Source organism: Paenibacillus glycanilyticus (assembly GCF_051200795.1).
Classification (GTDB): Bacteria; Bacillota; Bacilli; order Paenibacillales; family Paenibacillaceae; genus Pristimantibacillus; species Pristimantibacillus glycanilyticus.
The window spans coordinates 3,435,619-3,460,959 of the sequence record NZ_CP195155.1; the positions used below are offsets into that span (position 1 = coordinate 3,435,619).

26 protein-coding genes are annotated in these 25,341 nt (G+C 50.5%); 15 read left to right on the forward strand and 11 right to left on the reverse strand.

Annotated features, from left to right (window positions below):
- The first annotated feature begins 237 nt into the window (after positions 1-237).
- The 7 genes from ACR9FF_RS15825 (at position 238) to msrA (ending at position 9,746) form a co-directional block, all read left to right on the forward strand.
- Positions 238-1,890 carry an SWIM zinc finger family protein gene (locus ACR9FF_RS15825; RefSeq protein WP_435162874.1) on the forward strand — a complete coding sequence of 551 codons (1,653 nt, stop codon included), beginning with the start codon at positions 238-240 and terminating at the stop codon, positions 1,888-1,890.
- On the forward strand, positions 1,887-4,967 hold the full coding sequence (locus ACR9FF_RS15830; RefSeq protein WP_435162876.1) for a DEAD/DEAH box helicase: 3,081 nt from the start codon (positions 1,887-1,889) through the stop codon (positions 4,965-4,967). Before ACR9FF_RS15825 ends, ACR9FF_RS15830 begins: the two co-directional genes overlap by 4 nt.
- 88 nt (positions 4,968-5,055) lie before the next feature.
- Positions 5,056-5,508, forward strand: a complete 453-nt coding sequence (locus ACR9FF_RS15835; RefSeq protein ID WP_127495049.1) for a VOC family protein — start codon at positions 5,056-5,058, stop codon at positions 5,506-5,508.
- A gap of 107 nt (positions 5,509-5,615) precedes the next feature.
- A complete protein-coding gene (locus ACR9FF_RS15840; protein ID WP_435162878.1) occupies positions 5,616-5,918 on the forward strand; it encodes a Dabb family protein in 303 nt (100 codons plus the stop codon).
- Positions 5,919-6,541: 623 nt separating this feature from the next.
- Positions 6,542-7,540 (forward strand): Gfo/Idh/MocA family protein, encoded by a 999-nt coding sequence (locus tag ACR9FF_RS15845; RefSeq protein WP_435162880.1) that lies wholly within the window; start codon positions 6,542-6,544, stop codon positions 7,538-7,540.
- Positions 7,541-7,543: 3 nt separating this feature from the next.
- Entirely contained in the window at positions 7,544-8,617 is a 1,074-nt protein-coding gene (locus ACR9FF_RS15850; RefSeq protein ID WP_435162882.1) for a Gfo/Idh/MocA family protein, read from the forward strand.
- Between the two features lie 172 nt (positions 8,618-8,789).
- On the forward strand, positions 8,790-9,746 hold the full coding sequence (gene msrA / locus ACR9FF_RS15855; protein ID WP_317979631.1) for a peptide-methionine (S)-S-oxide reductase MsrA: 957 nt from the start codon (positions 8,790-8,792) through the stop codon (positions 9,744-9,746).
- Positions 9,747-9,810: 64 nt separating this feature from the next.
- Here the strand turns inward: msrA and ACR9FF_RS15860 are convergent, their stop codons facing one another.
- Together ACR9FF_RS15860 and ACR9FF_RS15865 are read right to left on the reverse strand one after the other, a co-directional pair.
- Positions 9,811-10,836 (reverse strand): tRNA dihydrouridine synthase, encoded by a 1,026-nt coding sequence (locus ACR9FF_RS15860; RefSeq protein WP_435162885.1) that lies wholly within the window; start codon positions 10,834-10,836, stop codon positions 9,811-9,813.
- A 149-nt stretch (positions 10,837-10,985) separates the two neighbouring features.
- Positions 10,986-11,894: a LysR family transcriptional regulator gene (locus tag ACR9FF_RS15865; RefSeq protein WP_435162887.1), complete on the reverse strand. Its 909-nt coding sequence runs from the start codon at positions 11,892-11,894 to the stop codon at positions 10,986-10,988.
- Positions 11,895-12,044: 150 nt separating this feature from the next.
- Between ACR9FF_RS15865 and ACR9FF_RS15870 the strand changes: the two genes are divergently transcribed.
- Together ACR9FF_RS15870 and ACR9FF_RS15875 are read left to right on the forward strand one after the other, a co-directional pair.
- Positions 12,045-13,307: an amidohydrolase gene (locus ACR9FF_RS15870; RefSeq protein ID WP_435162889.1), complete on the forward strand. Its 1,263-nt coding sequence runs from the start codon at positions 12,045-12,047 to the stop codon at positions 13,305-13,307.
- Positions 13,308-13,311: 4 nt separating this feature from the next.
- Positions 13,312-14,550 (forward strand): amidohydrolase family protein, encoded by a 1,239-nt coding sequence (locus ACR9FF_RS15875; protein WP_435162891.1) that lies wholly within the window; start codon positions 13,312-13,314, stop codon positions 14,548-14,550.
- Positions 14,551-14,660: 110 nt separating this feature from the next.
- On the opposite strand, the gene ACR9FF_RS15880 is transcribed toward ACR9FF_RS15875, so the two are convergent.
- A complete protein-coding gene (locus tag ACR9FF_RS15880; protein ID WP_435162893.1) occupies positions 14,661-15,860 on the reverse strand; it encodes an MFS transporter in 1,200 nt (399 codons plus the stop codon).
- Between the two features lie 226 nt (positions 15,861-16,086).
- On the opposite strand from ACR9FF_RS15880, the gene ACR9FF_RS15885 reads away from it, so the two are divergent.
- Complete coding sequence (locus ACR9FF_RS15885; protein WP_435162895.1) at positions 16,087-16,665, forward strand: TetR/AcrR family transcriptional regulator; 579 nt, start codon at positions 16,087-16,089, stop codon at positions 16,663-16,665.
- Positions 16,666-16,726: 61 nt separating this feature from the next.
- Here ACR9FF_RS15885 and ACR9FF_RS15890 read toward each other — a convergent pair whose 3' ends face one another.
- From ACR9FF_RS15890 to ACR9FF_RS15910, 5 genes are read right to left on the reverse strand one after another with little or no spacing between them, the layout of a single operon-like run.
- Positions 16,727-17,023 (reverse strand): spore coat protein, encoded by a 297-nt coding sequence (locus ACR9FF_RS15890; protein ID WP_435162897.1) that lies wholly within the window; start codon positions 17,021-17,023, stop codon positions 16,727-16,729.
- A 13-nt stretch (positions 17,024-17,036) separates the two neighbouring features.
- Positions 17,037-17,240, reverse strand: a complete 204-nt coding sequence (locus tag ACR9FF_RS15895; protein WP_127495062.1) for a hypothetical protein — start codon at positions 17,238-17,240, stop codon at positions 17,037-17,039.
- 31 nt (positions 17,241-17,271) lie between these two features.
- The gene (locus ACR9FF_RS15900; protein ID WP_435162899.1) at positions 17,272-18,408 is read right to left on the reverse strand and encodes a zinc-dependent alcohol dehydrogenase; all 1,137 of its coding nucleotides are present in this window, start codon (positions 18,406-18,408) and stop codon (positions 17,272-17,274) included.
- Positions 18,405-18,791, reverse strand: coding sequence for a spore coat protein (locus ACR9FF_RS15905; protein WP_435162901.1), 387 nt, complete (start codon positions 18,789-18,791; stop codon positions 18,405-18,407). Before ACR9FF_RS15905 ends, ACR9FF_RS15900 begins: the two co-directional genes overlap by 4 nt.
- A gap of 12 nt (positions 18,792-18,803) precedes the next feature.
- Complete coding sequence (locus ACR9FF_RS15910) at positions 18,804-19,046, reverse strand: spore gernimation protein GerQ (RefSeq protein WP_127495065.1); 243 nt, start codon at positions 19,044-19,046, stop codon at positions 18,804-18,806.
- 157 nt (positions 19,047-19,203) lie between these two features.
- On the opposite strand from ACR9FF_RS15910, the gene ACR9FF_RS15915 reads away from it, so the two are divergent.
- Positions 19,204-19,485, forward strand: a complete 282-nt coding sequence (locus tag ACR9FF_RS15915; RefSeq protein ID WP_435162903.1) for a hypothetical protein — start codon at positions 19,204-19,206, stop codon at positions 19,483-19,485.
- Between the two features lie 55 nt (positions 19,486-19,540).
- Here the strand turns inward: ACR9FF_RS15915 and ACR9FF_RS15920 are convergent, their stop codons facing one another.
- Positions 19,541-20,026 (reverse strand): CBO0543 family protein, encoded by a 486-nt coding sequence (locus tag ACR9FF_RS15920; protein WP_127495067.1) that lies wholly within the window; start codon positions 20,024-20,026, stop codon positions 19,541-19,543.
- A complete protein-coding gene (locus tag ACR9FF_RS15925; protein ID WP_244935578.1) occupies positions 20,023-20,514 on the reverse strand; it encodes a CBO0543 family protein in 492 nt (163 codons plus the stop codon). Before ACR9FF_RS15925 ends, ACR9FF_RS15920 begins: the two co-directional genes overlap by 4 nt.
- Positions 20,515-20,656: 142 nt before the next feature.
- Here ACR9FF_RS15925 and ACR9FF_RS15930 point away from each other — a divergent pair, with 142 nt between their 5' ends.
- The 3 genes from ACR9FF_RS15930 (at position 20,657) to ACR9FF_RS15940 (ending at position 23,479) form a co-directional block, all read left to right on the forward strand.
- Positions 20,657-21,742, forward strand: a complete 1,086-nt coding sequence (locus tag ACR9FF_RS15930; RefSeq protein ID WP_174806563.1) for an L-dopachrome tautomerase-related protein — start codon at positions 20,657-20,659, stop codon at positions 21,740-21,742.
- 238 nt (positions 21,743-21,980) lie between these two features.
- Positions 21,981-22,703 (forward strand): aspartate/glutamate racemase family protein, encoded by a 723-nt coding sequence (locus ACR9FF_RS15935; RefSeq protein ID WP_435162906.1) that lies wholly within the window; start codon positions 21,981-21,983, stop codon positions 22,701-22,703.
- Positions 22,704-22,777: 74 nt separating this feature from the next.
- Positions 22,778-23,479, forward strand: a complete 702-nt coding sequence (locus ACR9FF_RS15940) for a response regulator transcription factor (protein WP_435162908.1) — start codon at positions 22,778-22,780, stop codon at positions 23,477-23,479.
- Position 23,480: 1 nt separating this feature from the next.
- Here ACR9FF_RS15940 and ACR9FF_RS15945 read toward each other — a convergent pair whose 3' ends face one another.
- Positions 23,481-24,227: an aspartate/glutamate racemase family protein gene (locus ACR9FF_RS15945; protein WP_435162910.1), complete on the reverse strand. Its 747-nt coding sequence runs from the start codon at positions 24,225-24,227 to the stop codon at positions 23,481-23,483.
- Positions 24,228-24,402: 175 nt separating this feature from the next.
- On the opposite strand from ACR9FF_RS15945, the gene ACR9FF_RS15950 reads away from it, so the two are divergent.
- Positions 24,403-25,326, forward strand: a complete 924-nt coding sequence (locus tag ACR9FF_RS15950; RefSeq protein ID WP_435162912.1) for a transglutaminase domain-containing protein — start codon at positions 24,403-24,405, stop codon at positions 25,324-25,326.
- Positions 25,327-25,341 lie beyond the last annotated feature (15 nt).

Below are 25,341 nucleotides of genomic sequence, written 5' to 3' on the forward strand. Positions count from 1 at the left end.
TCACAACACCTCCTTACGTCTGGAGTATACATTACAATATGTGCGGGGAGAGATGATGCTTGGGTATTTGCCTCAGAGGCATTCATCCAATTCCATTTGCCTATATAGGCATAGACCAGGGGTGCAGACATTTGAAGTAATGTCGGAGTTGTTAGAGCCCCGCGGGCGGAATAGCTGATATAATAGAAAACGAAGTTTTTTAAAATACATGACGGCGTAACCGGGAGTCAACGGATTATGGATATGGACTACATGCTGGATGACGGCGCGTGGAGGCAGCTGCTGGATGGCGTTGCCGCGCGCTTCGACGAATTAACGATTATACGGGGATTTCAATATTATAAACAAGGACGTGTCGAGGAGCTGGCGCTCCGCGATGACGGCGTGCACGTGGATGCGCGCGTCAAGGATAACCGGATGTACGACGTTGCCATGGATCTGGACGATCTTGCGGCAAGCGAATGCGCCTGCTCCGCGAACGGCGCATGCACGCACATGGCCGCAACGCTGATGCGCTACGCGGAGTTGTGCGGCCGGCCGATCCAGGCGCTCGCCAACGCGCGCAGCGCCTTGAAAAACTTAGCGGCTAGCGGCAAGCAAGACGGCGGAAGCGGCGGACCTCGAGCAGGTTCCGAAAAGGCTTCACCTCAGCCTGACAGGCCGACCGTGACGGAAAAGGAGCTGACCGAGCTCCCCGTTAATAAGTGGCACGAACGGTTCCAGGAACGCCGCGGAGCGGTGCACTTGCACGTACGTACAGCACAGGAAGCCAGCGATCTGCTCGCTGACCTGCAGGCCATGCGGCCGATGCTGCCCTTGGCGCTGGAGCAGTTGTTCACGCTTCATGCTCTGCTGTTCGTGCTGGAACGGATGGTCAAGCCGGCTCAGACGGACTCGCGTCCATCGGGCCTATTTATCGGCTACCATACGAAGCTCGCGCTGGAGGGACTGTGCAGCCAGGCGCGAACCCTGCTCGGGGACAAGCTAGCGCTTGCTGACGACAGCTCCGCATACTGGGACCGGTTGATGGAGACGGCGGATTTTCTCCGGGAGCGAATGCTGACCGAGGATAAGAAGCTCGGCTGCTTCGCGCCGCTTTACACTTCACTATGGCTGCACTGGCTGGGCCCGGGCTCTGCCGGAAGCGCGGCGCTCTATGAGAAGGAGCTATTGCAGCTTCGGTCGGCGGAAGCTGAGCTGGGTTTGACCTTGTCTCGGCTGCCTTGGACAATTGGGCAGTGCCTGCTTCTGCTTTACCTGGCGCGCGACGCGGAGGCACTTGCGATGCTCACCAGGGAAGGAATCAAGCTGATGCTGAAGCCTGAACATCTCGCGCCGCTGTTCGGTGTCCTTGAGGGCGCCGAGCAATGGACTCGGCTGCGCGACTGGCTCGCGGAGACCGGAACACTGCTCGTCGGCTCCCGTAGTGAGGACCTGGCGTCTTATGGCGACTATTGGGCAAATGTCGTAGCGCGGCTTCCCGAAGCGGAGCCGTTGATGTGGCGAACGCTTCAGGAGATGATGCCGTTCTCGCGAACCATCTATGAGGAAGCTCTGACGGCGCATGGGAGATGGGAACGGTGGATCGACCTTCAGATGTGCATGGGCGAGGAGCCGCTGTCGTTCCGCGTGACCGCACTGAAACCGATCGAGAAGGAAGCGCCGGAACTGCTGCTGCCCTTCTACCATCAGGCGGTGGAACGATACGTGCTGCAGAAGAACCGCGACGGCTACAAAGCGGCGGCGAAGCTGCTGAAGCGGCTAGCCAAGCTGTACTTGCGGCTGAAGAAGGACGAGAGGTGGGAACAGTTCATCTCTTCGTTCGCAAGCCGGAATAGTCGGCTTCGGGCGCTGCAGGAAGAACTACGCAAAGGAGGTCTGCTATCATGAACGCGTATGCCGATACGTTAACGATTCAAGCGAGTCTGACCGAACAGGGCGATGCGCTGATCTACGGCGCGGACTCGTCCGGCTACGCGCCGGGTTTACTCGTCAAGCAGAGGCTGTTTGCGTGGCACGAGCCGTCTTTCTACGGCACGGAGCTTGAGATCGAGAAGCTGCGGGACGAGCTGGAGCTCGTCGTGCTGCCGGCGGAAATGGTCATACCGTTTTTCGCTAATTCCGAATTACTGCCGAAGCATGTGGCCTGGCGGCTCGAAGGAGATGCCGCGCTGCTTGCCTCGCTCGCGCCGGCGCTGGAGCGAGGCGTCGCAGAGCGGAAATTCATCCCGAGCTTCGAGGCTTATAAGGCCGGCAAGCTGCGGTGGACATGGGACGCGGCGGAGCTCGACGCAAAGTCGCGCCGGGCGCTGCGCGCCCTCGAGATCGGCGGCCAGTATGGCGGACCGGACGATGAAGGAGATAGGGACTTGCCCGACGGCCGAAGTGATGAATACCCAAGCGCGGAACGTGCAGACGCCGCCTTTTTAGCCGGCCTTGGCGCCGCGTTCTCCGCGTCGGTATTTCATCGCCATTACGGCACGGAGGAAGCCGCCGGCGACCTGCGCCGCGACTTCCCGCTGCTATTCTCCCGAGACCGCGATGCGGCGGTCGCGGGCCTCGACGAGCGAGGATGGCTTGTCGCTACAGGCTGGAAGGCGGACACGTTGCCGTTCCGGCCGCTCCTGCAGCTGCTGGAGCCGGAGGAAGCTGAAGCCGCCAGCTGGCGCCTCGCGCTTCTGCTGCAGGACAAGCTCGAACCGGCGAAGCTTGTGCCGGTTCGGCTGACGACGGACGGGGAAGCCTTAGGGACGTGGCCTTTCGGGTGGACGCCTCACGTGCACGAGCGCTCCGCGACTTGGCTCTCGCATCTGCGTGCGAGCCTGCCGGCGGACCGACTGGCCGGCAGCCCCTCTGATGTATTGAGCGCACCGCTGTCGGGCGATGACGCTTGGCGGTTCCTAACAGCGGATAGCCAGCGACTTCTGGCCGCAGGCTGGCAGGTGCTGCTGCCCGCCTGGTGGGAGGAGGCGAGCCGCAAGAAGCCGCGTCTGCGCGCGAAGGTGCGCCCAGGCGAAGGACAAGCCGAGCGCGCTGGCGGCAGCCGGTCCTTCTTCGGTCTCGACGCGCTGATCGAATTCGATTGGCGCGTGTCCATTGGCGATACGGACCTCAGCGAAGCGGAGTTTCGGGAGCTGGTCGCCCGCGGCGAGCGGCTCGTGCAGTTTCGCGGCCAATGGGTGCCGCTCGATCCGGCCCTGCTGGCGCAGATCCGTAAAGCGATGGCGGGCGTCGATCCAAGGCGGGGGCTGTCCTTCCAAGACGTTCTGCAGCTGCATCTACGCCGCAATCGCGGCTTATTCATGCAGGCGGCAACGGGCAAAGACAGTGAGAGTGTCGCCGAGGAAGACGACAAGAACGCAGGCGAACTGGAGATGGACCTTGAGCTTAACGAGCACCTGACGAATGTTATCGGTCAGCTGACGCAACAGGCCGACTGGCCGTCAGTCCCGGTGCCGACGACGCTGCATGCGGAGCTGCGCAGCTACCAGCAGGGCGGCTTCTCTTGGCTCGCTTTCCTGCGGAAGTATGGGATCGGCGCCGTTCTTGCCGATGACATGGGCCTTGGAAAGACCATACAGTTCATCACGTACCTGCTGCACGTCGCCGAGGAGGAATCCGCGAACGAAAGACGCCGTCCCGCCCTGCTGATCTGTCCAACCTCGGTACTTGGCAACTGGCAGAAGGAAGTGCGTCGATTCGCGCCATCGCTGCGAATCCTGCTTCATTATGGCAGCAAACGGCTGGGCGGCGAAGCATTCTACGAGGAAGCGGCTGAGGCGGACCTTGTGCTGACCTCATACGCGACATCGACATTGGATCAGGAGCTGCTCGGCGGCTATACCTGGTCGGCGATCTGCCTCGATGAAGCGCAGAACATCAAGAACGCCAACACGAAGCAGGCCATGGCGGTGAAGAGCTTCCCCGCGAGGCATCGCATTGCGCTGACGGGCACGCCGATCGAGAACCGGCTCGCGGAGCTGTGGTCGATCTACGATTTTACTAATCCGGGCTATCTTGGCACTGCCCGAGTCTTCGCAGAGCGGTTCGGCCAAGCGATCGAGCGCGAGCGCGACGAGAAGCGGACGCAGGAGCTGCAGCGGCTTGTGAAGCCGTTTATGCTCAGGCGCAAGAAGAAGGATCCGAACATTATGCTGGACCTGCCGGAGAAGAACGAAATGAAGACCTATATCCATCTCACGGGAGAGCAAACCGCGCTCTATGAGCAGACCGTCAAGGAGCTGATGGACGAGGTCAAAAAGCTGGAAGGTATTCAGCGCAAGGGAGCGATCCTCTCCGCGCTGACCCGGCTGAAGCAGCTGTGCAACCACCCCGTACTCTTTACGAAGGAAGTCGTGCCTGTGCCGGAGGACGAGCAGGAGGAAGCCGCCGAATCGGCTATGCTCATCAGCCGCTCCGCCAAGCTCGAACGGCTGCTCGACCTCGTGAAGGAGCTGCGAGAAGAGGGCGAGCGATGCCTGATTTTTACGCAGTACATCGGCATGGGCGAAATGCTGCAGCGAGTGCTCGCGCGGGAGCTTGGCGAGCCCGTCCTATACTTGCACGGCGGCTCGTCCAAAACGGCCCGCGACAGGATGATCGAGCAGTTCCAGTCCCGTGAGCTGCCAGCCGCGGAGCAGCCGAACGTGTTCATCTTGTCGATCAAAGCCGGCGGCGTAGGGCTCAATCTGACCGCGGCGAACCACGTATTCCATTTCGACCGCTGGTGGAACCCCGCCGTGGAGAACCAGGCTACGGATCGCGCCTACCGGATGGGCCAGACGCGCGAGGTGCAGGTGCACAAGTTTATATCGCTCGGCACGCTGGAGGAGCGGATCGACGAGATGCTCGAGAGCAAGCAGCAGCTAAGCGACGATGTCATCACAAGCTCGGAAAACTGGATCACGGAGCTGTCGACGGACGCGCTGCGCGACCTGTTCACATTGCGGAGCGACTGGTCGGAATAGCGCGACCGGCTCTGGTATTCGCGTCTATGGATAGAATAAATATGAAGATGATCAGCTCATAAATTTGCGCGCATAAGGAGATAAAACGATGGCAAAAAGCAAATTGCTAAGAATGGACAATGTTGGCATTGTTGTAGAATCCCTCGATGACGCCATCTCCTTCTTCGAGGAGATTGGCTTGAAGCTCGAAGGGAGAGCCACTGTCGAAGGCGAATGGGCTGGCCGCGTAACCGGGCTCGGTTCTCAGTGCGTAGAGATTGCAATGATGGTTACCCCGGATGGACACAGCCGGCTTGAGCTTTCGCGATTTCTCGCCCCGGCCACAATATCGGATCACCGGACTGCTCCTGTAAATGCCCTCGGTTATCTTCGCGTCATGTTCACCGTTGAAGACATTGACGAATTGTTGTCTAGACTCGTTAAGCATGGTGCTCAGCTCGTTGGCGAGGTTGTTCAGTACGAAAACTCGTATCGGCTCTGCTACATTCGCGGAAAAGAAGGACATCTAATCGGTTTGGCGGAACAACTCGGTAATAAATAAGCAACGTTTAATAGACAACATAACCGAATGGCGGACGGTCTGAAGGTGCTGACAAAATATACCCATTAGAAAATCCGCCAATTCATAATATACGGAGGTAATAAGTTATGTACGAACATCTCGTTATTTTCAAGTTCAATATGAATATCACACCTGCCAAGCACCAGGAACTGCTGGGTCAATTGCTCGGGTTTAAGGAACGTATCCCGGGAATTGTCGATATAAGTGCTGGCCTCAACGTAACCGAAGAAACGGAAAATGTACACGGCTACACGCTTGGATTACGGGTTACATTTGATAGCCTTGAATCCCTTCGTTCCTATGGACCTCATCCCGTCCATCAGGAATTTGTAAAATCACTAGATGGTGTCCTAGAAAATGTTGTAGTTGTTGATTATCCAAAGGTCTAGTTCATGCCTACAAGTGTTCGGAAAAGATGGCCGGCGATTATTCGACGAACAGATTGCCATTCATATATATAGCCAAAATGAGGAAGGGGAATTTAGTGTGGGACTGAAGCTTCGTTCCACGAACGAATCTGTCATAACCCTCACCGATAGCTATTTCTAAGCCGCGTTTCACGCGGTTTTTTTTATTTGTATAAAATAGGTTCCAATTATTCGTCGCAATCTCGTTGTTTTTCTGTCCTTATGTAATATTGTTTCATATTTAATATATATGATATATTTTAGTTACGCTTGACAGGTTGGAGGTGATTCCGCCGCACAAAGAGAGGTGCTTCATTTCGAGTACTTAGTGCCGTTTCCGAGCGAGCCTTACCGAGCTTGATTTTCATAGTTGAAAGCACCGCACCTAACCGCATGATGGCGATTGCGACCGTTATACCATGCATAATATATAGTCCGCCTTTAGGTACATTTCTTCAACCTCGGACGGCCGTCCGCCACTACTCCCATTCATTTACCACTCCACTGTAACTGCTCGCATAACTCACCTATGCAAGACGCATGCACCTAAAATCGAATAAGCAACGAGCCGCCTTTTTATTATATGAACTTGGAGGGATTCTCGAATGCTAAATGTTGCCATGCTCAGCAAGTGGCATGTTCATGCCGACGGGTACGCCAAACACCTGCAATCGCTTGAGAACGCTACCATTACGGCCGTATGGGATGAGAACAAGGAACGGGGTAGCGCCTGGGCAAAAGAGCTCGGAGCCGGGTTCGAATCCGACCTTGATGCACTCCTCCGCAGGGAGGACGTGGACGCCGTAGTCGTCGATGCTCCGACAAGCATGCATGCCGATGTGATGATCGCCGCAGCGAACGCGGGCAAGCATATTTTCACCGAGAAAGCGATGGCGCTTACCGTCGCGGAATGCGACCTTATCTCGGCTGCTGTCCAGCAGGCGGGCGTCAAGTTCTGCATTTCGTTCCCCGCCCGGACCAGACCGCATCATCTGTTCGCCAAGCAGCTGCTGGACGAAGGCCTACTCGGCGAAATCACACTATTGCGCATTCGAAACGGCCATGACGGCGCGCTCCGCAATTGGCTGCCCGACTATTGGTACGACGAGAAACTAGCAGGCGGAGGCGCCATGATGGATCTCGGCTGCCACCCGATGTACCTGGCCAGCTGGCTGCTCGGCCAGCCGAAGCGCATCACGTCGATGTTCAGCCATTTCACGGGCCGAGCAGTCGAAGATAATGCGCAATGCTCGATCGAGTTCGCGAACAATGCGGTCGCGCTGCTGGAAACCAGCCTGGTCACTTACCGGACGCCGCCGGCGTTCGAGCTTTACGGTACGGAAGGAACGCTTATCATCTCCGGTGACAGCGTGCAAGTTGCATCCAAGCATGCCGATTCACCGCTTCAGGGCTGGATTTCTCCTTACCGGCTGCCCGAAGCGCAGCCGCTGCCATTGACGCAATGGGTGAACGGCGTCCTGAACGACGTGCCGATGCCCTTCGGGCTGGAGGATGGCACAAAGCTGACGGAGCTGCTAGAAACGGCCTATATTGCGCATCGAGAGCGAAGAACGGTCGAATTCAATTCAGCCGGGAGGATGTAAGCAATGCGTACAGTCAAGATAGGGATTATCGGATGCGGCATGATCGCGAACGGCAAGCATATGCCAAGCCTGGCCAAGGTTGAACAAGTAGAGATGGTTGCATTCTGCGATCTGATCGAGGAACGCGCGCGCGAAGCCGCCGAGAAGTACGGCGTTCCAGGCGCCTTGGTGTTCACGGATTACAAAGAACTTCTAGCCATGGAAGAAATCGAAGTCATTCATGTTCTGACGCCGAATATCTCGCATGCTGAGATCTCGATCGCGGCACTGGAGGCCGGGAAGCATGTCATGTGCGAGAAGCCGATGGCAAAGACCGGAGCCGAAGCGAAAGCCATGTATGACGCTCATGTCCGGACCGGGAAGAAGCTGACGGTCGGCTACCAAAACCGGAGCAAAGCGCAGTCCCAACTGCTGAAGAAAATGATCGAGAACGGCGAGCTTGGCGAAATCTATTATGCCAAAGCGGTTGCGACCAGACGGAGGGGAGTCCCCACATGGGGCGTGTTTCTGGATAAAGAGAAGCAGGGCGGAGGCCCGATGATCGATATCGGCACTCATTCTCTGGATCTCATCCTCTGGCTGATGAACAATTACGAGCCGGAAAGCGTCGTGGGCAGCGTCTTCCACAAATTAAAGCATACGGAGAACGCGGCGAACGAGTGGGGTTCCTGGAACCCGAAGGAGTTCGAAGTGGAGGATTCGGCCTTTGGCTATGTGAAATTTAAGAACGGCGCCGTCGTTTCGATCGAAACCAGCTGGGCACTTAATGTCGCCAAGACGGAAGGGTCGTATTTGTGCGGCACGAAAGGCGGGGCGGACTTCAACGGAGGCCTGCGAATCAACGGCGAGAGGGACGGCAGCCTGTTCCTGAACGTCATCGACGTAGATCCGAAGGCGAGAGAACGCTTCAGAGGCGAGAATCTAACCGATTTCGAGTACGAAGCAAAGCAGTGGATCGAATGCATTGTAAACGATGAGGAGCCGCTTGTGAAGCCCGAAGAAGCGATGGTTGTTTCGGCGATTCTCGAGGCGGTCTATATTTCCGCCGATACCGGGAAGCCGGTCTTCTTCGACTGATTAGACGGACCGGGCAGGACAATAGGATCTTTAGTTCTAAGATATATCAGAGCAGCCGGCGTATAACGTTCGGTTGCTTTTTTATTTGATAAGAACTTGATCCCATACCCGACAAGACATACAATGTGACTAACAAGAACGGCAGAAACGGAAGTCTGGTGGTGTATAAGTAATGCTTAATTCAAATCAGAGGACAGAGATCGCTACATTTGCAGGAGGCTGTTTCTGGTGCATGGTACAGCCGTTCGACAAACTTCCCGGGATTGATTCGGTCGTTTCCGGTTATACGGGCGGCCATACCATAAATCCGACCTACGAAGAAGTCGGTACGGAAACGACAGGTCATGTCGAAGCTGTTCAAATTACATTTCGGCCGGAGTTGTTTCCTTATGAGCGACTCCTTGATATCTACTGGCAGCTCATTGATCCCACCGATCATGGCGGACAATTCGGGGATCGAGGCTCATCATACCGAACCGCGATATTTGTACATAATGAGGAACAGCGCAAGAAGGCAGAATCCTCTAAGCAAGCGTTGAAGAAGAGCAAACGATTCAAGAAGCCTATCTTGACCGAAATCTTACCCGCGATGCCATTCTATCCTGCTGAGGATGAGCATCAGGATTATTACAATACGCACCGAAGATCCTACAATTTGTATCATGAAGGCAGCGGACGAAAAGAATTCTTCGAACGAAGCTGGAATACGAAAAAAGACAAAGATCAGCTTCGTCAGCAATTAACGGAGCTGCAATATAACGTTACACAGAATAGGGATACGGAACCTGCGTTTCAGAACGCATATTGGAATAACGAACGCGAGGGGCTTTATGTCGATGTCATAAACGGCGATCCGTTGTTCAGCTCCAGGGACAAGTACGATGCCGGAACCGGCTGGCCGACCTTCTCAAAGCCAATTGAAGAGGGCTGGATTCGGAAAGAATCCGATCTAAGCAACGGTCAGGTGCGAACGGCGCTTCGCAGCCGAATATCCAAGTCGCATTTGGGTCACTTAGTTCAAGATCGTAACCAGCCTCAGTACCGCATCAATTCCGCTTCTTTACGCTTTATTCCGGCAGAGCAATTAGAGACGGAAGGGTACGGCCGCTATATCCCGTTTTTCACATAAATAAGAGACCTTTCAAGAGTTCATTGAACTTTTGAATGGTCTCTTATTTTTTGATGTACTCGTATTAATTTCGCAAACCATCCGGCGTTAACTCTAAATTTTTGGATTCCGGAAGGGATGCGTCAATCTGATCTAAAACAGCATTCACTAAACGACGAACTTCATCGGTTGATTTCGTTTCCATTAATTGAATTCTTAATTCGTTGGCGCCTCTAAATCCACGAACATAGATTTTGAAAAAGCGAAGAAGCGGTTTAAATGAACGCGGCAGGACTTCTGATGAATATTTATCGTGAAGATCCAACTGTAAAAGAAGCAATTGGAGAAAGTCCTTCGCACTATGTTCTTTAGGTTCTTTTTCAAAAGCGAATGGGTTGGTGAAGATACCGCGGCCAATCATGACACCATCAACGCCGTATTGTTCCACTAATTTCAATCCGGTTGCGCGGTCGGGAATATCTCCATTAATGGTTAATAGCGTATTTGGAGCAATTTCATCGCGTAATTTTTTTATTTCAGGGATGAGTTCCCAGTGCGCATCTACTTTGCTCATTTCTTTTTTCGTACGAAGATGAATCGACAGATTGGCAATATCTTGTTTCAATATATGCGTTAACCAACCTCGCCACTCGTCAACCTCAGAGTAACCCAATCTTGTTTTGACACTAACTGGCAGACCGCCTGCTTTGGCTGCTTGAATAATGGCTGCCGCAACTTCAGGATGCCGTATTAATCCCGCACCTTTTCCATTGGAAGCGACGTTTTGTACAGGGCATCCCATGTTTATATCGATACCGCGAAAACCAAGCTTTTTCATATCTATACTCATCTGCTCAAAAAATGCCGGCTTATTGCCCCAAAGATGAGCAACGATCGGTTGCTCATCTTCCGTAAACGTTAACCGACCGCGGGTGCTTTCTATTCCTGCAGGGTTGCAATAACTATCGGTACTAGTGAATTCTGTGAAAAATACGTCTGGTTTTGCAGCTGTACTAACAACGTGACGAAATACAACATCTGTGACATCTTCCATTGGTGCTAATATAAAAAATGGCTTGGGTAAATCAAGCCAAAAATTTTCGTTACTCATATAATCTCCTTCTTTTGCAGCAATTAAAATGATTAGGCTATTGTAAACTCGTTAACCCATCATACATAGTATCATTTTTTTTCGTTTCATGCACAAAAACAACTGTGATTGTTTATCAGCGATGATTATAGGTCAGCCGAATACTCGTACTACGTATCGATAGGTATGGTCATAGCATCGTTCCGTTCCTTTTGCATAAACTCGATAAAGTTTTGTGCCGTCTTGGATAGAAGGTGATTCTTCAGCCATATTAATCCGACCGGGGCCGCCATTAGAGGCTCGCCGGTAATTTTATGCGCATGTATGGCATATCCTTTGTATCTTTTAAGCAGCGTTTCCGGAACGATCGACGCGCTGAAGCCGGATGAAACCAAATCCATTAAGAGCGCAATGTCGGAACACTCGCCAACAAGGTTGGGACGCAAATGAAGGCGGGAGAATGCCTCCAAAATCAAATAATGCACGCCTAATCCCTGCGTGCTTGGCAGCAGGAGCGGTTGGTTTTGAACGTCTGCAAGCGATACTTCATCTTCGAACCGTTTCTGTTTCTTAGACGTGATCAAATAGAACGGTTCAGCGTAGAGATGCAGCACCGAAAATTCATCCAACCCGAGCGGTAATCGAATGAAAGCTAATTCGACTTCGCGTTCTCTGACTAATTGACAGAGATACGCGGATTCGTTTTGCTGTATTTTATAAGTGACCTTCGGGTACTGCCTCTGAAAATGGAGAAGGATTTCGGGCAATTCGGCAACCGAAAACGTATTGACGCCTATCGCCAGGTTGCCGTTAACCCCGTTTCCGACTTGCTTTACTTCCGTTTTCGCTTCTTCCATTAACTGATCCATTTGCAACGCATATTTATACAAGGCTTTTCCGGCTTCGGTAACTTCTAAATACTTCCCGCTTCTTTCCACTAGCGTTGTCCCGAGTTCACTTTCCATTGCTTTCAAAAGTTGGCTTATTGGCGGTTGAGAGAGAAAAAGTCTTCGCGCGGCAGCTGAAATGCTTCTTTCCTCCACAATCGCTATAAAATACCGAAGTTGTCTGATGTCCAAGGACGAAACAGCTCCTCTCCCTATATGAAAAAGTTAAGTGAAACTAATTATATATATATTTTTCGTTTGGTTTTACTCATGGTAGCATATTTACATCAGAAAGCGGAACAGACTCAGGTAGTATGAATACGCACGGAGAGGTGAGGAACCATGCATGAAACGTATTGGTTGAAGAATGTCCGTCTGGAAAACGGTCATTCGAAAGAAAATGGCGCCGTTACGGGGACGACCACGGGTTTATATGATCTGCTGATCGAGAACGGCATGATTGCCGAAATCAATACTGCAAGCAGCGAGATGCCGCACGGAACAATACAAGACGGAACGGAATCGACCAAAGCGTTGCCCGTCCTTGACGCGCGCGGGCTGCTTGCATTGCCGTCCTTCATCGAAAAGCATTGCCATCTGGACAAGACGCTGCTCGGCGACCGTTGGCGGCCGGTTCGTCCGGTGCCGACGATATTCGAACGTTTCGAAATCGAGAAGAACACGCTGCCCAAGCTGGCGACATCGATGAAGCATCGAGCCGAGACGCTGCTTGGGACGTTGCTTCAGGCGGGTTCGACGCATGTGCGCACGCATGTCGACATCTACCCCGAGGCCGGGCTTCGTCATTTGGAGGCCATTCAGGAAGCGATTGCGGCCTTCGAGGACAAGCTGTCCGTCGAAATCGTCGCCTTTCCGCAGCATGGGCTTATCCGAACGCAATCCGCCGGGCTTGTGAAGGAGGCGCTAGCCCGAGGCTGCGGCTTGATTGGCGGCGTGGATCCGGCGACCGTGGACGGCGACATCGAAAGATCGCTGCAGCAGATGATGGAACTGGCCGTGGAAGCGGACGCGGATGTCGATTTGCATCTGCATGACGGGGGAAGCATCGGTCTTCAGACGATCAAACGGTTGGCGCAATTGACGGAGGAAGCCGGCTGGCAAGGCCGCGTATCGATCAGCCATGCATTCGCGCTGGGTGATATGGAAGGCCGGGAAGCGGACGAGACCGCGCAGCGGTTGGCTGAGCTCGGCATCACGATCATCACGAGCGTGCCGATAGGGCGAACGATCCCGCCGGTTCCGTTCCTTCGCGCAAAGGGAGTGCCGGTAGCGGTCGGATGCGACAATATTTTCGATTCGTGGTCGCCGTTCGGCAACGGAGATATTCTCGAACGGGCAGGCCGCTTGGCGGAACGGTTTGGCTATAACACGGAGCAAGCGCTGGCCGATACGATCCGTTTGATAACGGGAGGTCGCACGCCGCTTGATTCGGATGGAAGACAAGTATGGCCGAAGCCGGGGGACGAAGCAAGCATCGTTTTCGCGGAAGCGAGCTGCTCGGCGGAAGCGATCGCCAGAAGAGCGAAACGTCCGGCAGTCATGTATAAAGGAACGGTCGTTTCGGGATCGTTGGAGAGGGGGTAACGACATGAAACATTCGGCTTACTGGCTGGTCAACGTTCGCTTGGAAAGCGGCTACCGTTATGAAGGCGATGCCATCGTCGGAACCGATACGGACATCTGTCATATCCGTGTGGAGGATGGCCAAATCGCGGCGATCATAGACTCCGACAATCGGCCAAGCGACGGGCTTCCGGAGCTTGATGCGGCCGGGCTCCTCATGCTGCCTGCTTTCAAGGAAATGCACATCCATATCGATAAAACCTATTACAGCGGACCGTGGAAAGCGGTGCGGCCCGTATCCAGCATTTTCGGAAGGTTCGAAGAAGAACGCGAGCTGCTGCCAAAACTGCTGCCGACAGCTAGGCAGCGAGCGGAAAGCATGCTCGGCATGCTGCTTGGATTCGGATCTACCCATGTCCGGACACACTGCAACATCGACCCGGTTGTCGGCCTGAAAAACTTGGAAGCAACGATGGGGGCGTTTGAGACGTTCTCGTGCAAAATGACGCATGAGATCGTTGCGTTTCCTCAGCATGGACTACTTCGCTCCCATGCTATCGAGCTGGTGAAGGAAGCGATGATGCAAGGTGCGACCCATGTCGGAGGAGTCGACCCGGCAACCGTCGACGAGAATATCGAGAAATCGCTGCATACGATCATGGACATCGCCGTTCAAACGAATGCGGGCGTCGACATCCATATTCACGACCGAGGCGAGCCCGGCTTGACGACGATGCATAGGCTTGCCGATCTTACGGAGCAGGCGGGGTGGCAAGGCAAAGTAACGGTAAGCCATGCGTTTGGCTTTGCGGGCGAGAGCGAAGCCGCCGCTGAATTGGCCAAAAGGTTTGCGGGATTAGGCATTTCCGTCACCTCGACGGTACCGTTCGGCAACTTGATCATGCCGATTCCAATGCTGAAAGCTAAGGGAGTCAAAGTAGAATTAGGCAATGACAGCATCACCGATCATTGGTCGCCTTTCGGCACCGGAGATTGCCTGGAGAAGGCAGGCCTGCTCGCCGAATTGTACCGGTTTGTCGACGAACGTTTGCTCGCGGAATCACTCGGCTTTATCACCGGGGGCACGATTCCGCTTGACGCCAATGGCAAGCGAGTATGGCCTGCGGTTGGCGATAAAGCCGACGCGGTTTTCGTGCAAGCCAGCTGCTCCTCGGAAGCGGTAGCGCGGCGGGCACAGCGCAAGGCGGTATTATTCGGAGGCGCCGTCGTTTCCGGCTCGTTGAAGAGTCTGCTTGAACAGTAAACACCAGTATCACTTGAAGAAGGCAGCCGGTCAGAACGACGGTTGCCTTCATTAATTACGTGATGCCAAACGACAAGCAGTTCTATTCAAAGCCGTTTTTTGTCCATTTATTACTTTGGGCGACTCGTAACAACCCACAGCAATAAGGCGATTGCACTTACCCCCGCTCCAAGCCAACATACCCCGGCCCAACCGGCATGAGCGTATAGACTTGTAGAAGCAATCGAACCAATGGCACTGCCAATGGAATAGAAAATCATGTACGCTGCGGTAAGCCTGCTGCGAGCCTCAGGACGGACTTTCAAAATCATGCTTTGGTTCGTAACGTGCACGGCTTGAACCGCAAGATCAAGAAGGATTATGCCAACGACAAGAGCGGCAAGCGATTGTTTCGTATAGCTGATTGGCAGCCACGATACCATTAATATAACGAGTGCTATTCCTGTTGTATGTTGTCCCTGCCCACGGTCGGCCAAACGTCCAGCTCTAGCTGCCCCCAATGCCCCGGCAACGCCAACAAGACCGAAAGCTCCGATCACCGTATGCGACAGCGATAGCGGAGGCATGCTGAGCGGCAATACTAGCGCGGTCCAAAAGATACTGAAAGCTGTAAAGATCAGCAATCCGAATAAGGAGCGAATACGCAAGACGCGTTCCTCTCTATACAACGCAAATACCGATTGAAGCAGCTGGATATAGGTCAGCGATGCTTTATGTTGTTCTTGCGGTAAAAACTTAAGAAGCGTCAATGCAATAATAAACAGGCAACCTGCGGAGAAAAGATAAACGGAACGCCAGCCGGCAAGATCGGTTAATATTCCTGCAGTAGATCTCGCAAGTAAGATGCCGATTACGATGCCGCTAGTCACTAGGCCGATAATACGTCCCCGAGCAGAAGGAGGAGCTAAGGCGGCCGCATAAGCGACAAGCGTTTGCGTGACAACGGCCAGCAATCCTACGACCGCCAAACCCGAGAACAATACTCCCGCTCCCGGGGCGAGAGCGATGGTGACCAAGGCGATCACGGACAAGAACATTTGCCCCGGAATCAACCAGCGTCTGTTAATCAAATCACCAAGCGGTACAAGCAACAGAAGGCCTAACGCATAGAAACCTTGCGTGACCGTAATAACGATACCAACGGACGAACGCCCCATATCAAATTCACTTGAGATAGCGTCAAGCAGGGGTTGTGCGTAATAAACATTCGCGACAGCCAGCCCGCATGCTACGGCAAACAATAACGCTAACCCCCTCGACATTACAACAGGCTGGCGATTGGAATAAGCTTGCTCAGTTATTGCCTCCATTTCTTCCTTCCCGGAACTAACCTTTACCATCTTCTCATCACGCTCCTCATAAACATGTATTGTACTGGGTAGTATATTATACCGAACAGTAAAATAAGGGCATGAAATAAAAATAGCTCCAGAGATTCCTGAAGTCAAGACATATTTAACGGACATTTGACAAACTGGATGGCTTAACAATATGATTTATATCATACCGATCAGTATAATATAGGGAGGAAAAGCGATGGTTCGACTTCGGGAGTTCGATAAGGAGGAAGCGCTTCATGCCGCGATGCGAGTGTTTTGGGAAAAAGGCTTTGAGGCTGCATCATTAAACGATTTGACGTCGGCAATGGCCATTCAACGACCTAGCCTTTATTTAGCTTTTGGCGATAAAGAACAACTGTTTGAGCAAGCCTTACGCAAGTACACGCTATGGCATGCTTCAAATGTTAGGGAGAAACTTAACAGTAAATCGTCTGTCAAGGATACTATTCATTCGTATTTTACAGGTTTGGCCGATGAAGCGTACCAAGGGGAAGACAGCCTGGGATGCTTTTGCATCAATACGATGGTAGAACTTGCGTCCAAGGATGAGAAATTCGCGATTATTACAAGAGAACATCAAATGTATTTAGCTGTCTTATTTCAAGAAGCGATTGAAAAGGGGACTCAAACCGGAGAACTTCCTGCAGATATAAATACCAAAGCTTTAGCTCAAAGTTTAGTCGTTTCATTAATCGGAATCACGGTTATGTTAAAGGCGCGACCGGATCGATTGTTTATCGATAATGCGATTAATGCAGCTATATCGCTGCTCTAAGAGAAAAAAACGCGCCTGAACCATAGCGGTTTTGCGCGTTTTGCCGGGGACGAATATGGTGTCAGGACGGAATGTTCATAGCGGTCTGTATATTATTGAGATCAAGCTCAATTTGCTCCGGAATATGGTAGGGATGGTACAGGCCCCGCTGTATCATGTAGTTTGTTATCTTTTCATGGGAGTCTATAGCATCGCCCAGCTGCTTCATCAAAATTTGCTTAATTTCGGGGGTGACGCATTCGGTTACGGCCATGGCGTAGTTTCTGACTCCGCTCTTCGCGTTCATCAAAAAATCCATTGCGATCACGTCATCGGTCAGCGTATGAAGCCCTGTCAAGTGTTCGATTAGGGTGTTCATGTTCTTATCTCCTTTAGGTTAGAGTCGCTTTAGACAGTACTCCACTGAGCTCCTGAAGGTGCTGCTGTGATAATTGTACGTCTTGTTGCAAAATTTGATTAAGCTCCGGGTCGGTTACCAGAGCTTGCATGGTTTTGGATTTGGTCATGCAAACGGTCTTGAACGCAGTGATTTCATGAACCTCCAGCATCTCATGCAAAGCGTAATTGGAATTCATTCGGATTGTCCTCCCTGTAGTACACCTTAAATCATGGTTTTAAGATGACTTTGATGCAATTGTCCGTTTTCGTATCGAACACTTCATACCCATGCTTGGCTTCGCTAAGCGGAATGACGTGCGTAACAATATCTCCCGGGTCTACTTTGCCCGACGTAACCAGCTCGTACATATACGGCATATAGTGAATGACCGGGGCTTGTCCGGACCGGATATTCACGTTGCGTTGCATGATGTCTCCGAGCGGGAATCCGTTATAACGTCCGCCGTATACGCCGGTGACTTGGATGGTTCCGCCTTTGCGTACAGCCTGGGACGCAATGATAAATGCGCTCATGGTGCCGCCTTGCAGTTTCAAACCGCTGGCTAGAAATTCGAGATCGCTCATCTTGCCGTCCATTCCAACCGCATCAATCACGACATCGGCGCCGCCTTTGGTCATTTCCTTAAGCGTGTTGCCAATATTCTTATCCTGTTCGAAGTTTACGATTTCCACATGGTTCGTTCGCTTCGCATGCTGTAAGCGGTAATCGACATAATCAACGGCGATGACCCGCTTTGCTCCCTTAAGCCAGCAGAATTTTTGGGCAAGAAGTCCGACCGGACCGCAGCCGAGCACGATGACCGTATCGCCATTCTTGACGCCGGCGTTATCCACGCTCCAGAATGCCGTCGTCATGGCATCGGCGATCAAGCTCAGCTTTTCGTCCGGCTGCTCGCAGCTTTCGGGAATCTTGAAGTGGGTGAAGTTAGCATACGGAACCCGCAGATATTCGGCTTGCCCGCCAGGGTAACCGCCGGTCGTTCCGGAGTAGCCGAAATAGGCGCCCATATCCCCGTGTTCGTTTGAATTGTTGCATTGGCTTTCCAGCTGATTCTTACAAAAAAAGCATTCTCCGCATGCGATGTTGAAAGGGATGATTACCCGGTCGCCTTTCTTTACCTTGGTCACACCAGGGCCTACTTCTTCTACAATCCCCATCGGTTCATGCCCGATGACATAGTTTTCCTGAAGGTTAGGGATCATCCCGTGAATTAGGTGAAGGTCCGATCCACATATGGCGGAACTGGTGATTTTTACAATCATATCGTCCGGTTTTACAATCTTCGGATCCGGCACCTCTTTGACCACGACATTTTTAATCCCTTGATACGTTACCGCCTTCATGCATTATGTCCTCCAATATGTTCATCTGGGGTCCGATCAAACATTCCTTTACGCGACGTATCACCCGGGAACAAATTCATCTGCCCGATCATCACCGTATTTTGGGCTGAAAGCTGGTCGAGCTGGTATTGTTCGTTCAGTTCGTAAGGATGGAACCATTTTTTGCGAATCATAAGCTCCGTGATTTCTTGGTGCAGAGCAATTCCCTGCATAAGATGATTGCGCAACAGCGCTCTTACATCGGGAGAAGCCGTTTCCGTCAGGGCGATGGACAAATTTCTTACGCCTTCTTTGGCACGGATAAGGAAATCCGTTGCAAATGTCATATCTGCCATCTCTGGCATATTTAACGAATTTATCGGGTCTAAATAATCGGTATTCATTGGCGTTCCCCTTTAATGAGTGATAGGTGTCGGGCTATTCGGAACGGGCGCTTGAAATGGGGCTCTTGCGTAGATGGCCTGGAGCTCGGCGATCTGCTGCGTGGATAGAATGACGTCCTTCTGCATTAACGCTTTCAGCTCTTGGTCAAAGACCAAGCCTTGCATAAGTTTTGACTTAGCCAGGCAGAGTGTTTTGAAGTTTAGCGCTTCATGCAGTTCCATTGATTCGTGTGGTGCTAGCGTTGGCATATCCATTGAGAAAGTATCCTCTCCTTCCTTTAATCCGAATTAGCTTATCCTGCGCATTGAATCCTATACTAAAAATGGATGGCCCGAATATAAACAAAATCACAACCGCATACTTACTTCTGTTTAAGTCATTTGATCTTCGCTCAAGGAAGGAGGACTCATCTTGCCCAATGAAAACAAAATTGATCTAGCTACCGAAAATGCAAGAAAACCAGCACAAGATTCGCTTCATTCGAGCAGCAATACGCTGGAGCAGCATGCATCTAACGCGATCTCTGAAGTGCAAACGGCTTTAAATCAGGCGCTAAGCTCGATCAGTGAATCTAATGCGGCAACAAATTCACAAGCCTTGGAGACAGCCCGGCAGCAATTGACCCAAGCAGAGGAATTTTTAGATCAAGCGCAAACTTCAGCAAACGCATTACGACTGCCGGACCAACAGTAAAACGATAGCAAAGAGCCTTCAATTCCACTTCTAATAGTGGTTTTGAAGGCTTCTTTTATATATATCTGGCACCTCTCATTGTCCCAAAGTAGATCACGCAGAAAGCCCGAGTCATCAGGAACGTGAGGAAAATCGTAGCCCACGACCAAAACCAGTTCCAATGAACATACCGAATCAGATCGGTATATTGTTGGAGCAGCACCTCACCAATTATCAGTACAGTAGTGAATAGCACGTAATAGCCGAATTGAACCCAGCCGCTCCGTGAGCTCGGATAATACGCGTTAAACACCGCGCATGTCATCGGAAAGGCCATATATTCGTAGGTGAAACTAGTCCGGTTAACTTCGGCAAACTCCCTTACGGGATAGGCGAGAAGTTGGAGTTCGACTACGACATGACCGAAAATACACGTTAAATACTGTTTGAATAAAAAAGCAACCATCGCCAATCGACGTTTCTCCCTTGGGATGACGAGAATCATTAATAATGAAAGGATCCACGCTGAAACGATAATGCCGTACTGCGCCAGCAAACTCATCCCTCGCTCAATTCCTTTCTGAAAACTTTCCGGTCTTTAAAAAACCAGCTCACTAGAACGTGAACGGAGAGAAATATAATCGATAACACGATTGCCATCAGACTCCAGTGAAAATGAACATATTCCACCAATTCGGTTTTTGCGGCCAGCATCCCGTCGATTAAGGTGAGCAGTGAAATCCAGACACCAAAGTAAAAACACGTTATCCATTTATTCGCCCGAGGTCTATGAATGTAATACAGACCGCTGGCAACAGGCGTCCACACCACTTTGAACGTGATATTTAAATCCGATGCTTTGGGAAATTCACGTAATGGGTAGGCCACCAAATCAAATTGAACGAGCAGAATTTCTACTATCCATCCAACAGCCTGACACACAAGAAAGCACAACACAAATTCATGAGCTTTTGCTTTTGGAACAAAAAAATAGATGGTGGTTACACACACAAACCAGACTAGCAGCAATAAATTTCGTTCCATGTCCATGGCCATAGCTTGTACAGGAGAGGAGACTCCTATGTATGATGTACTTCTTATACTCATCATCTTGTGTTATAGACACTCACATGCAGTCATATAAATAGGTGATGGCAGTTCGAGCGTGTTGGGGGAGGCTTTCATACAAGTGATGTTACCGAGTGAAACGTATTTTGGTAAGCTTGAGGCGGTTTTTTTATTTTACGGAGCCATGCCTACAGGCGTAACGGTTTCAGAAACCGGGCGTATCTTCATTTGCTTTCCGAAATGGGGAGACGACGTTAAATTTACGGTGGCTGAAATCGTTAACGATACCATTCAGCCTTATCCTAGTATAGAAGCGAATGTGGTAAACCCATCGAATATCGCAACATCCTTCATTAGTGTTCAAAGTGTCGTTACGGATGGCAGGGGAACGCTTTGGGTACTGGATACGGGGGCTCCAAATTTCTCTGAACCCATCAAAGGCGGGGCAAAGCTAGTCGCTGTCGATTTAAATTCAAATACCATAAAAAGCGTTTATACCTTTACGGATGATGTTGTCCTGCCAACCACTTATCTGAATGATGTCCGATTTGATTTTCGTGTCGGGAGAGCAGGTTACGCCTATATAACGGATTCGTCTTCCCGAGGGCCAGGAGCCATTATTGTCGTTGATTTAGAAACGGGCTATGCCTGGAGACGGTTAAACGGAGCAAATTCAACTTCGCCCGATCTCTTTTTCTTACCCAAAGTGGAAGGTAGAATCCTGATGAATCGCAACAAAGACGGATCTACTTCACCCTTTAGATTGGCATCCGATGGTATAGCGATTTCCCCGGACGGCAAGACGTTGTATTTTTGTCCTCTCACCAGCCGTCAGCTCTACTCGATTTCAACGGAAGTCCTTAGAGACCGAACGATACCGGATAGGAATTTACAACATTACGTGAAGTATTGGGGAGAAAAAGGGGCATCCGATGGAATGATCACCGATGCAAAAGGAAACGTTTACGCCGGAGACTATGAAAATAATAGTATTCGAAAGATATTGCCGAATGGAATTATGGAAACCATTGCGCATGATCCGAGAATGCTATGGCCGGATACTTTTTCTATTGGTCCAGATCAATACTTATATTTCATCGTGAACCAATTACATCGGCAGTCAAGATTTCATTATGGCAATGACCTGCGGGAGAAGCCTTATAGTTTACTCCGTATGAAAATAGAAGAACCGCCGGCTCCTACCTTTTAATGAATTTCGGATTACTGAACCGTTTCGCGGCAATTACCGCGAAACGGTTTTTTTGTATCCGCAGAATTTTTGTCATTTGTGTATTTTGAGAGCATGGATTCTATTCATTTAAATGTTACAACTACGTTACATCTTGTATATATTTTTGAGATATGTTTTTTGCATGATTAGTTTAGCGCTATGAACGGAACAAAGTGAATGGCGTGAAGATTGAATGCGGCTAAGTGGGTGAACGAAGATGGAACATGGGAGTTTAGGCATTATTGGCGGAATGGGTCCCAAAGCTACCTCGGTTTTTTTTGAAAGAATCATAAACAGAACAAATGCGGATATGGATCAGAATCACATTAATATCATTATTCTTAATCATACGAGTCTTCCTGACAGGACCGATGTTCTTCGAAAGAAGGAAGGGGATCTATTCTTAGATCAAATTTCTAAAGATATGGCTATCCTTCATCATGCCGGCGTGTCCAATATTGCAATACCCTGTAACACGGCACACTGCTTTTATAATGAGATGCAGGAAATGACCACCATCCCGATTATAAATATGGTTAACGAGACGCTTAAGCTTGTGGCGGATAAGTTTGGATCGGGCAGTAAAGTGGGGATTTTGGCGACGGATGGAACCTTGCATAACGGGCTATATAGCGAAGAATGTGAAAAATTGAAACTTAAACTATACAAGCCGAATGAAGAAATACAGAAACGTATCATGAGTATCATTTATAAGAAACTAAAGAAAAATCAACAGGTTAACCCGGCAGAAATCGAGGACATCATAGAGAAGCTGCTGAGCGACTTCGATTGCGACTGTGTCGTAATTGCTTGCACGGAATTATCAAGTATACCATTGCGGCAAAATATCAAAAGATATTGCATTGATGCTTTGGATGTACTCGTAGAGCAATCCATTGTTCGTTCGGGTAAAAGCGTTAAAGCTGCTGATTTCGCATAATACCCGCATCACGGAAAGATATAACTCCTTCAATCATTTCATAGAGTCAAGAGTTTGTTCAAAAGGGGGTTATTATGTTGAAAGTACTTGTTGTAGAAGACGACTTCAGCATTTCCAGTGCCATATCTTACGCGCTTGAGCGAGAAGGATACACGGTCAGAACCGCTTCTGACGGGGAGAAAGCTCTAGAAAAAGCAGAAGTATTTAAACCCGACGTCATTATTCTTGATATTATGATGCCTAAAATGAACGGATACGAGGTTTTCCGTAAGCTTAATCAGAAAGAACGGCCAAGAGTGCTTTTGCTGACCGTGAAAAACGATATCGTTGACAAGGTACTTGGCTTGGAATTAGGTGCGGATGATTATATGACCAAGCCATTTGATATTCGGGAGGTGCTGGCCCGAGTAAAGGTACTGTACCGCAGGAGTCATTTTACAAATTCCAATAATAGTGAAAATGAGAAAGTAACTATTGAGATGGGTGGTTTATCGATTGAACTGCATAGTCGGACGGTTAGGATGGATGTTCAAGAACTAGACTTGACGCTAAAAGAATTTGATCTTCTTGTTGAGCTTGCGTGTAATCCTGATCGGGTGTATTCCAGAAAGGTGCTGCTGAAGAAGGTATGGGATATTCATTATGCCGGGGGAACCAGAACGGTTGATATACATATCCAAAGGCTCCGCAAGAAGCTTGGAAGATGGCAAGGGCTCATTCAAACGATTAACGGAATTGGTTATAAGTTTATTACAAAGCCACTGGATAATGAATGAATTATTTTCTCGATAGATGCGTCTTTATCTTTAGGCCGGGCTTGATCGTACCACCGGATAACGTAATGGACCGATTCACGAGAACGTCCAAGGCGTCGATATAGTAAGGCCGCACGGATTCGCCTAATTCTATGCAAGATAATTCCGTGCACGCGAGAACGACGCCGTCGCATTTCTCCCGCTGGAGCATTTCCGTCATAATACCTTCAAGCACACGAGAATCCGAATGACCGGTTTTTTTAATATCTTCATAGATGATGCTCATAATGCTTTGTTGCATGCTTGGGCTCGGGATGAACGGCTCAAGGCCGTATTGCCGCAGGACATCCGAATAAATATCGGTTTGAAGGGTGGCGTCGGTCGCGAGAATGCCGATTTTACGATTGGCTTTATGTTTCGCGAGCAGTTCTTCGACCGTTTCTCTTACCATGTTGACGATCGGAATAGCCGTCATCGCTTGAATGTCGTCGAAGAAACGATGCGCCGTATTGCAAGGAATAACGATGTTCGACACTTCCGCATGCTCAAGCAGCGCGATGTCCGATTGAATCAACCGAAGGAATTGCTGATCTTTCCGCTCAAGGATTGAGCTCGTTCGGTCCGGCAATGACGCATGATTCAAAATAATCATGTCGATATGGTCCTGATCCGCTTCCGCTTCGGTGAATTTAATAACTCTCTCGAAAAAAACCGATGTCGCCTTTGGTCCCATCCCGCCGATCACGCCTAATAGGGATCGTCTCATCATCTCCACCTTATTTTGCATCATCATCTTTTTCATGTATTTATACTATGAGAATTCGGTCATAAATTTTCATTTAAATGAAAATTTTTGAATCCCGAAATCCGGTTTTGGCTATAGTAAAGTGAACTGAATTGAAATGAAATTATTCGCAAAGTTTCAACAGAAATGGGGTTGCCGCATGCGCACAAAACGAAATAGACGCGCTAGACGTAACAAGGCCATCTTAGTATTTTCCTTCATTTTTATTGCCGCATTGGTTATATGGACCTCGATCGACAACATATCGGCGGATACCAATCCCGCAGCCACGCCGACTGCCGCACCGACTGCCGCGTCTGCCGCAACGCCGGACACCAAGGCTGATACGGAGCCGCCCAAAATCACGGGAGTCAAAAATTTAACCGTCTTTATCGGAGACCGCGTTTCTTACAAAACCGGCGTAACCGTTAAGGATAATATCGATACGAACGTCGCTTTGGCCGTAGACACGGGAGGCGTCAACCTAAAGAAAGCCGGCGTTTACAACCTTACGTATATGGCTAAGGATGCCGCAGGCAACATAGCCCAAGCGGAGGCTACCGTAACGGTTAAGGTAAAACCTGCGAGCCCCCTCAACGAAGACGAACTGAATAAACTGGCGGATACCGTACTCGCCAAGATCGTGACGGAAGACATGACGGATGTCGATAAATTATGGGCAATCTTCAAATGGACGAAGTACAACATCGGCTATGTCGACAGCTCCAGCCACACCGATTGGCGAAAAGGCGCGCTTCAAGGGTTTAAACAAGGTACGGGCGACTGCTTCGTCTACTATGCCACCGCAAGGATGCTGATGGAGAGAAGCGGCTTCGAAACGCAAACCGTGATCCGGGACAAAGGCAGAAAAACGAAACATTTCTGGAGCTTAGTCAAAGTCGATGGCGCCTGGTATCACCTCGATACCACTCCCACGATCAAAAAGAATACGACTTTCCTGCTTACAGACGCAGAGCTGGCCGAATTTAATAAGCAATTTAAGAACTACTACCTATTCGATAAGTCCAAGCATCCGGCAACGCCGACCAAACCGCTCAAGGAAAGAAGCAAGTATCTTAAATAAGGAGGGGAGGTTTGC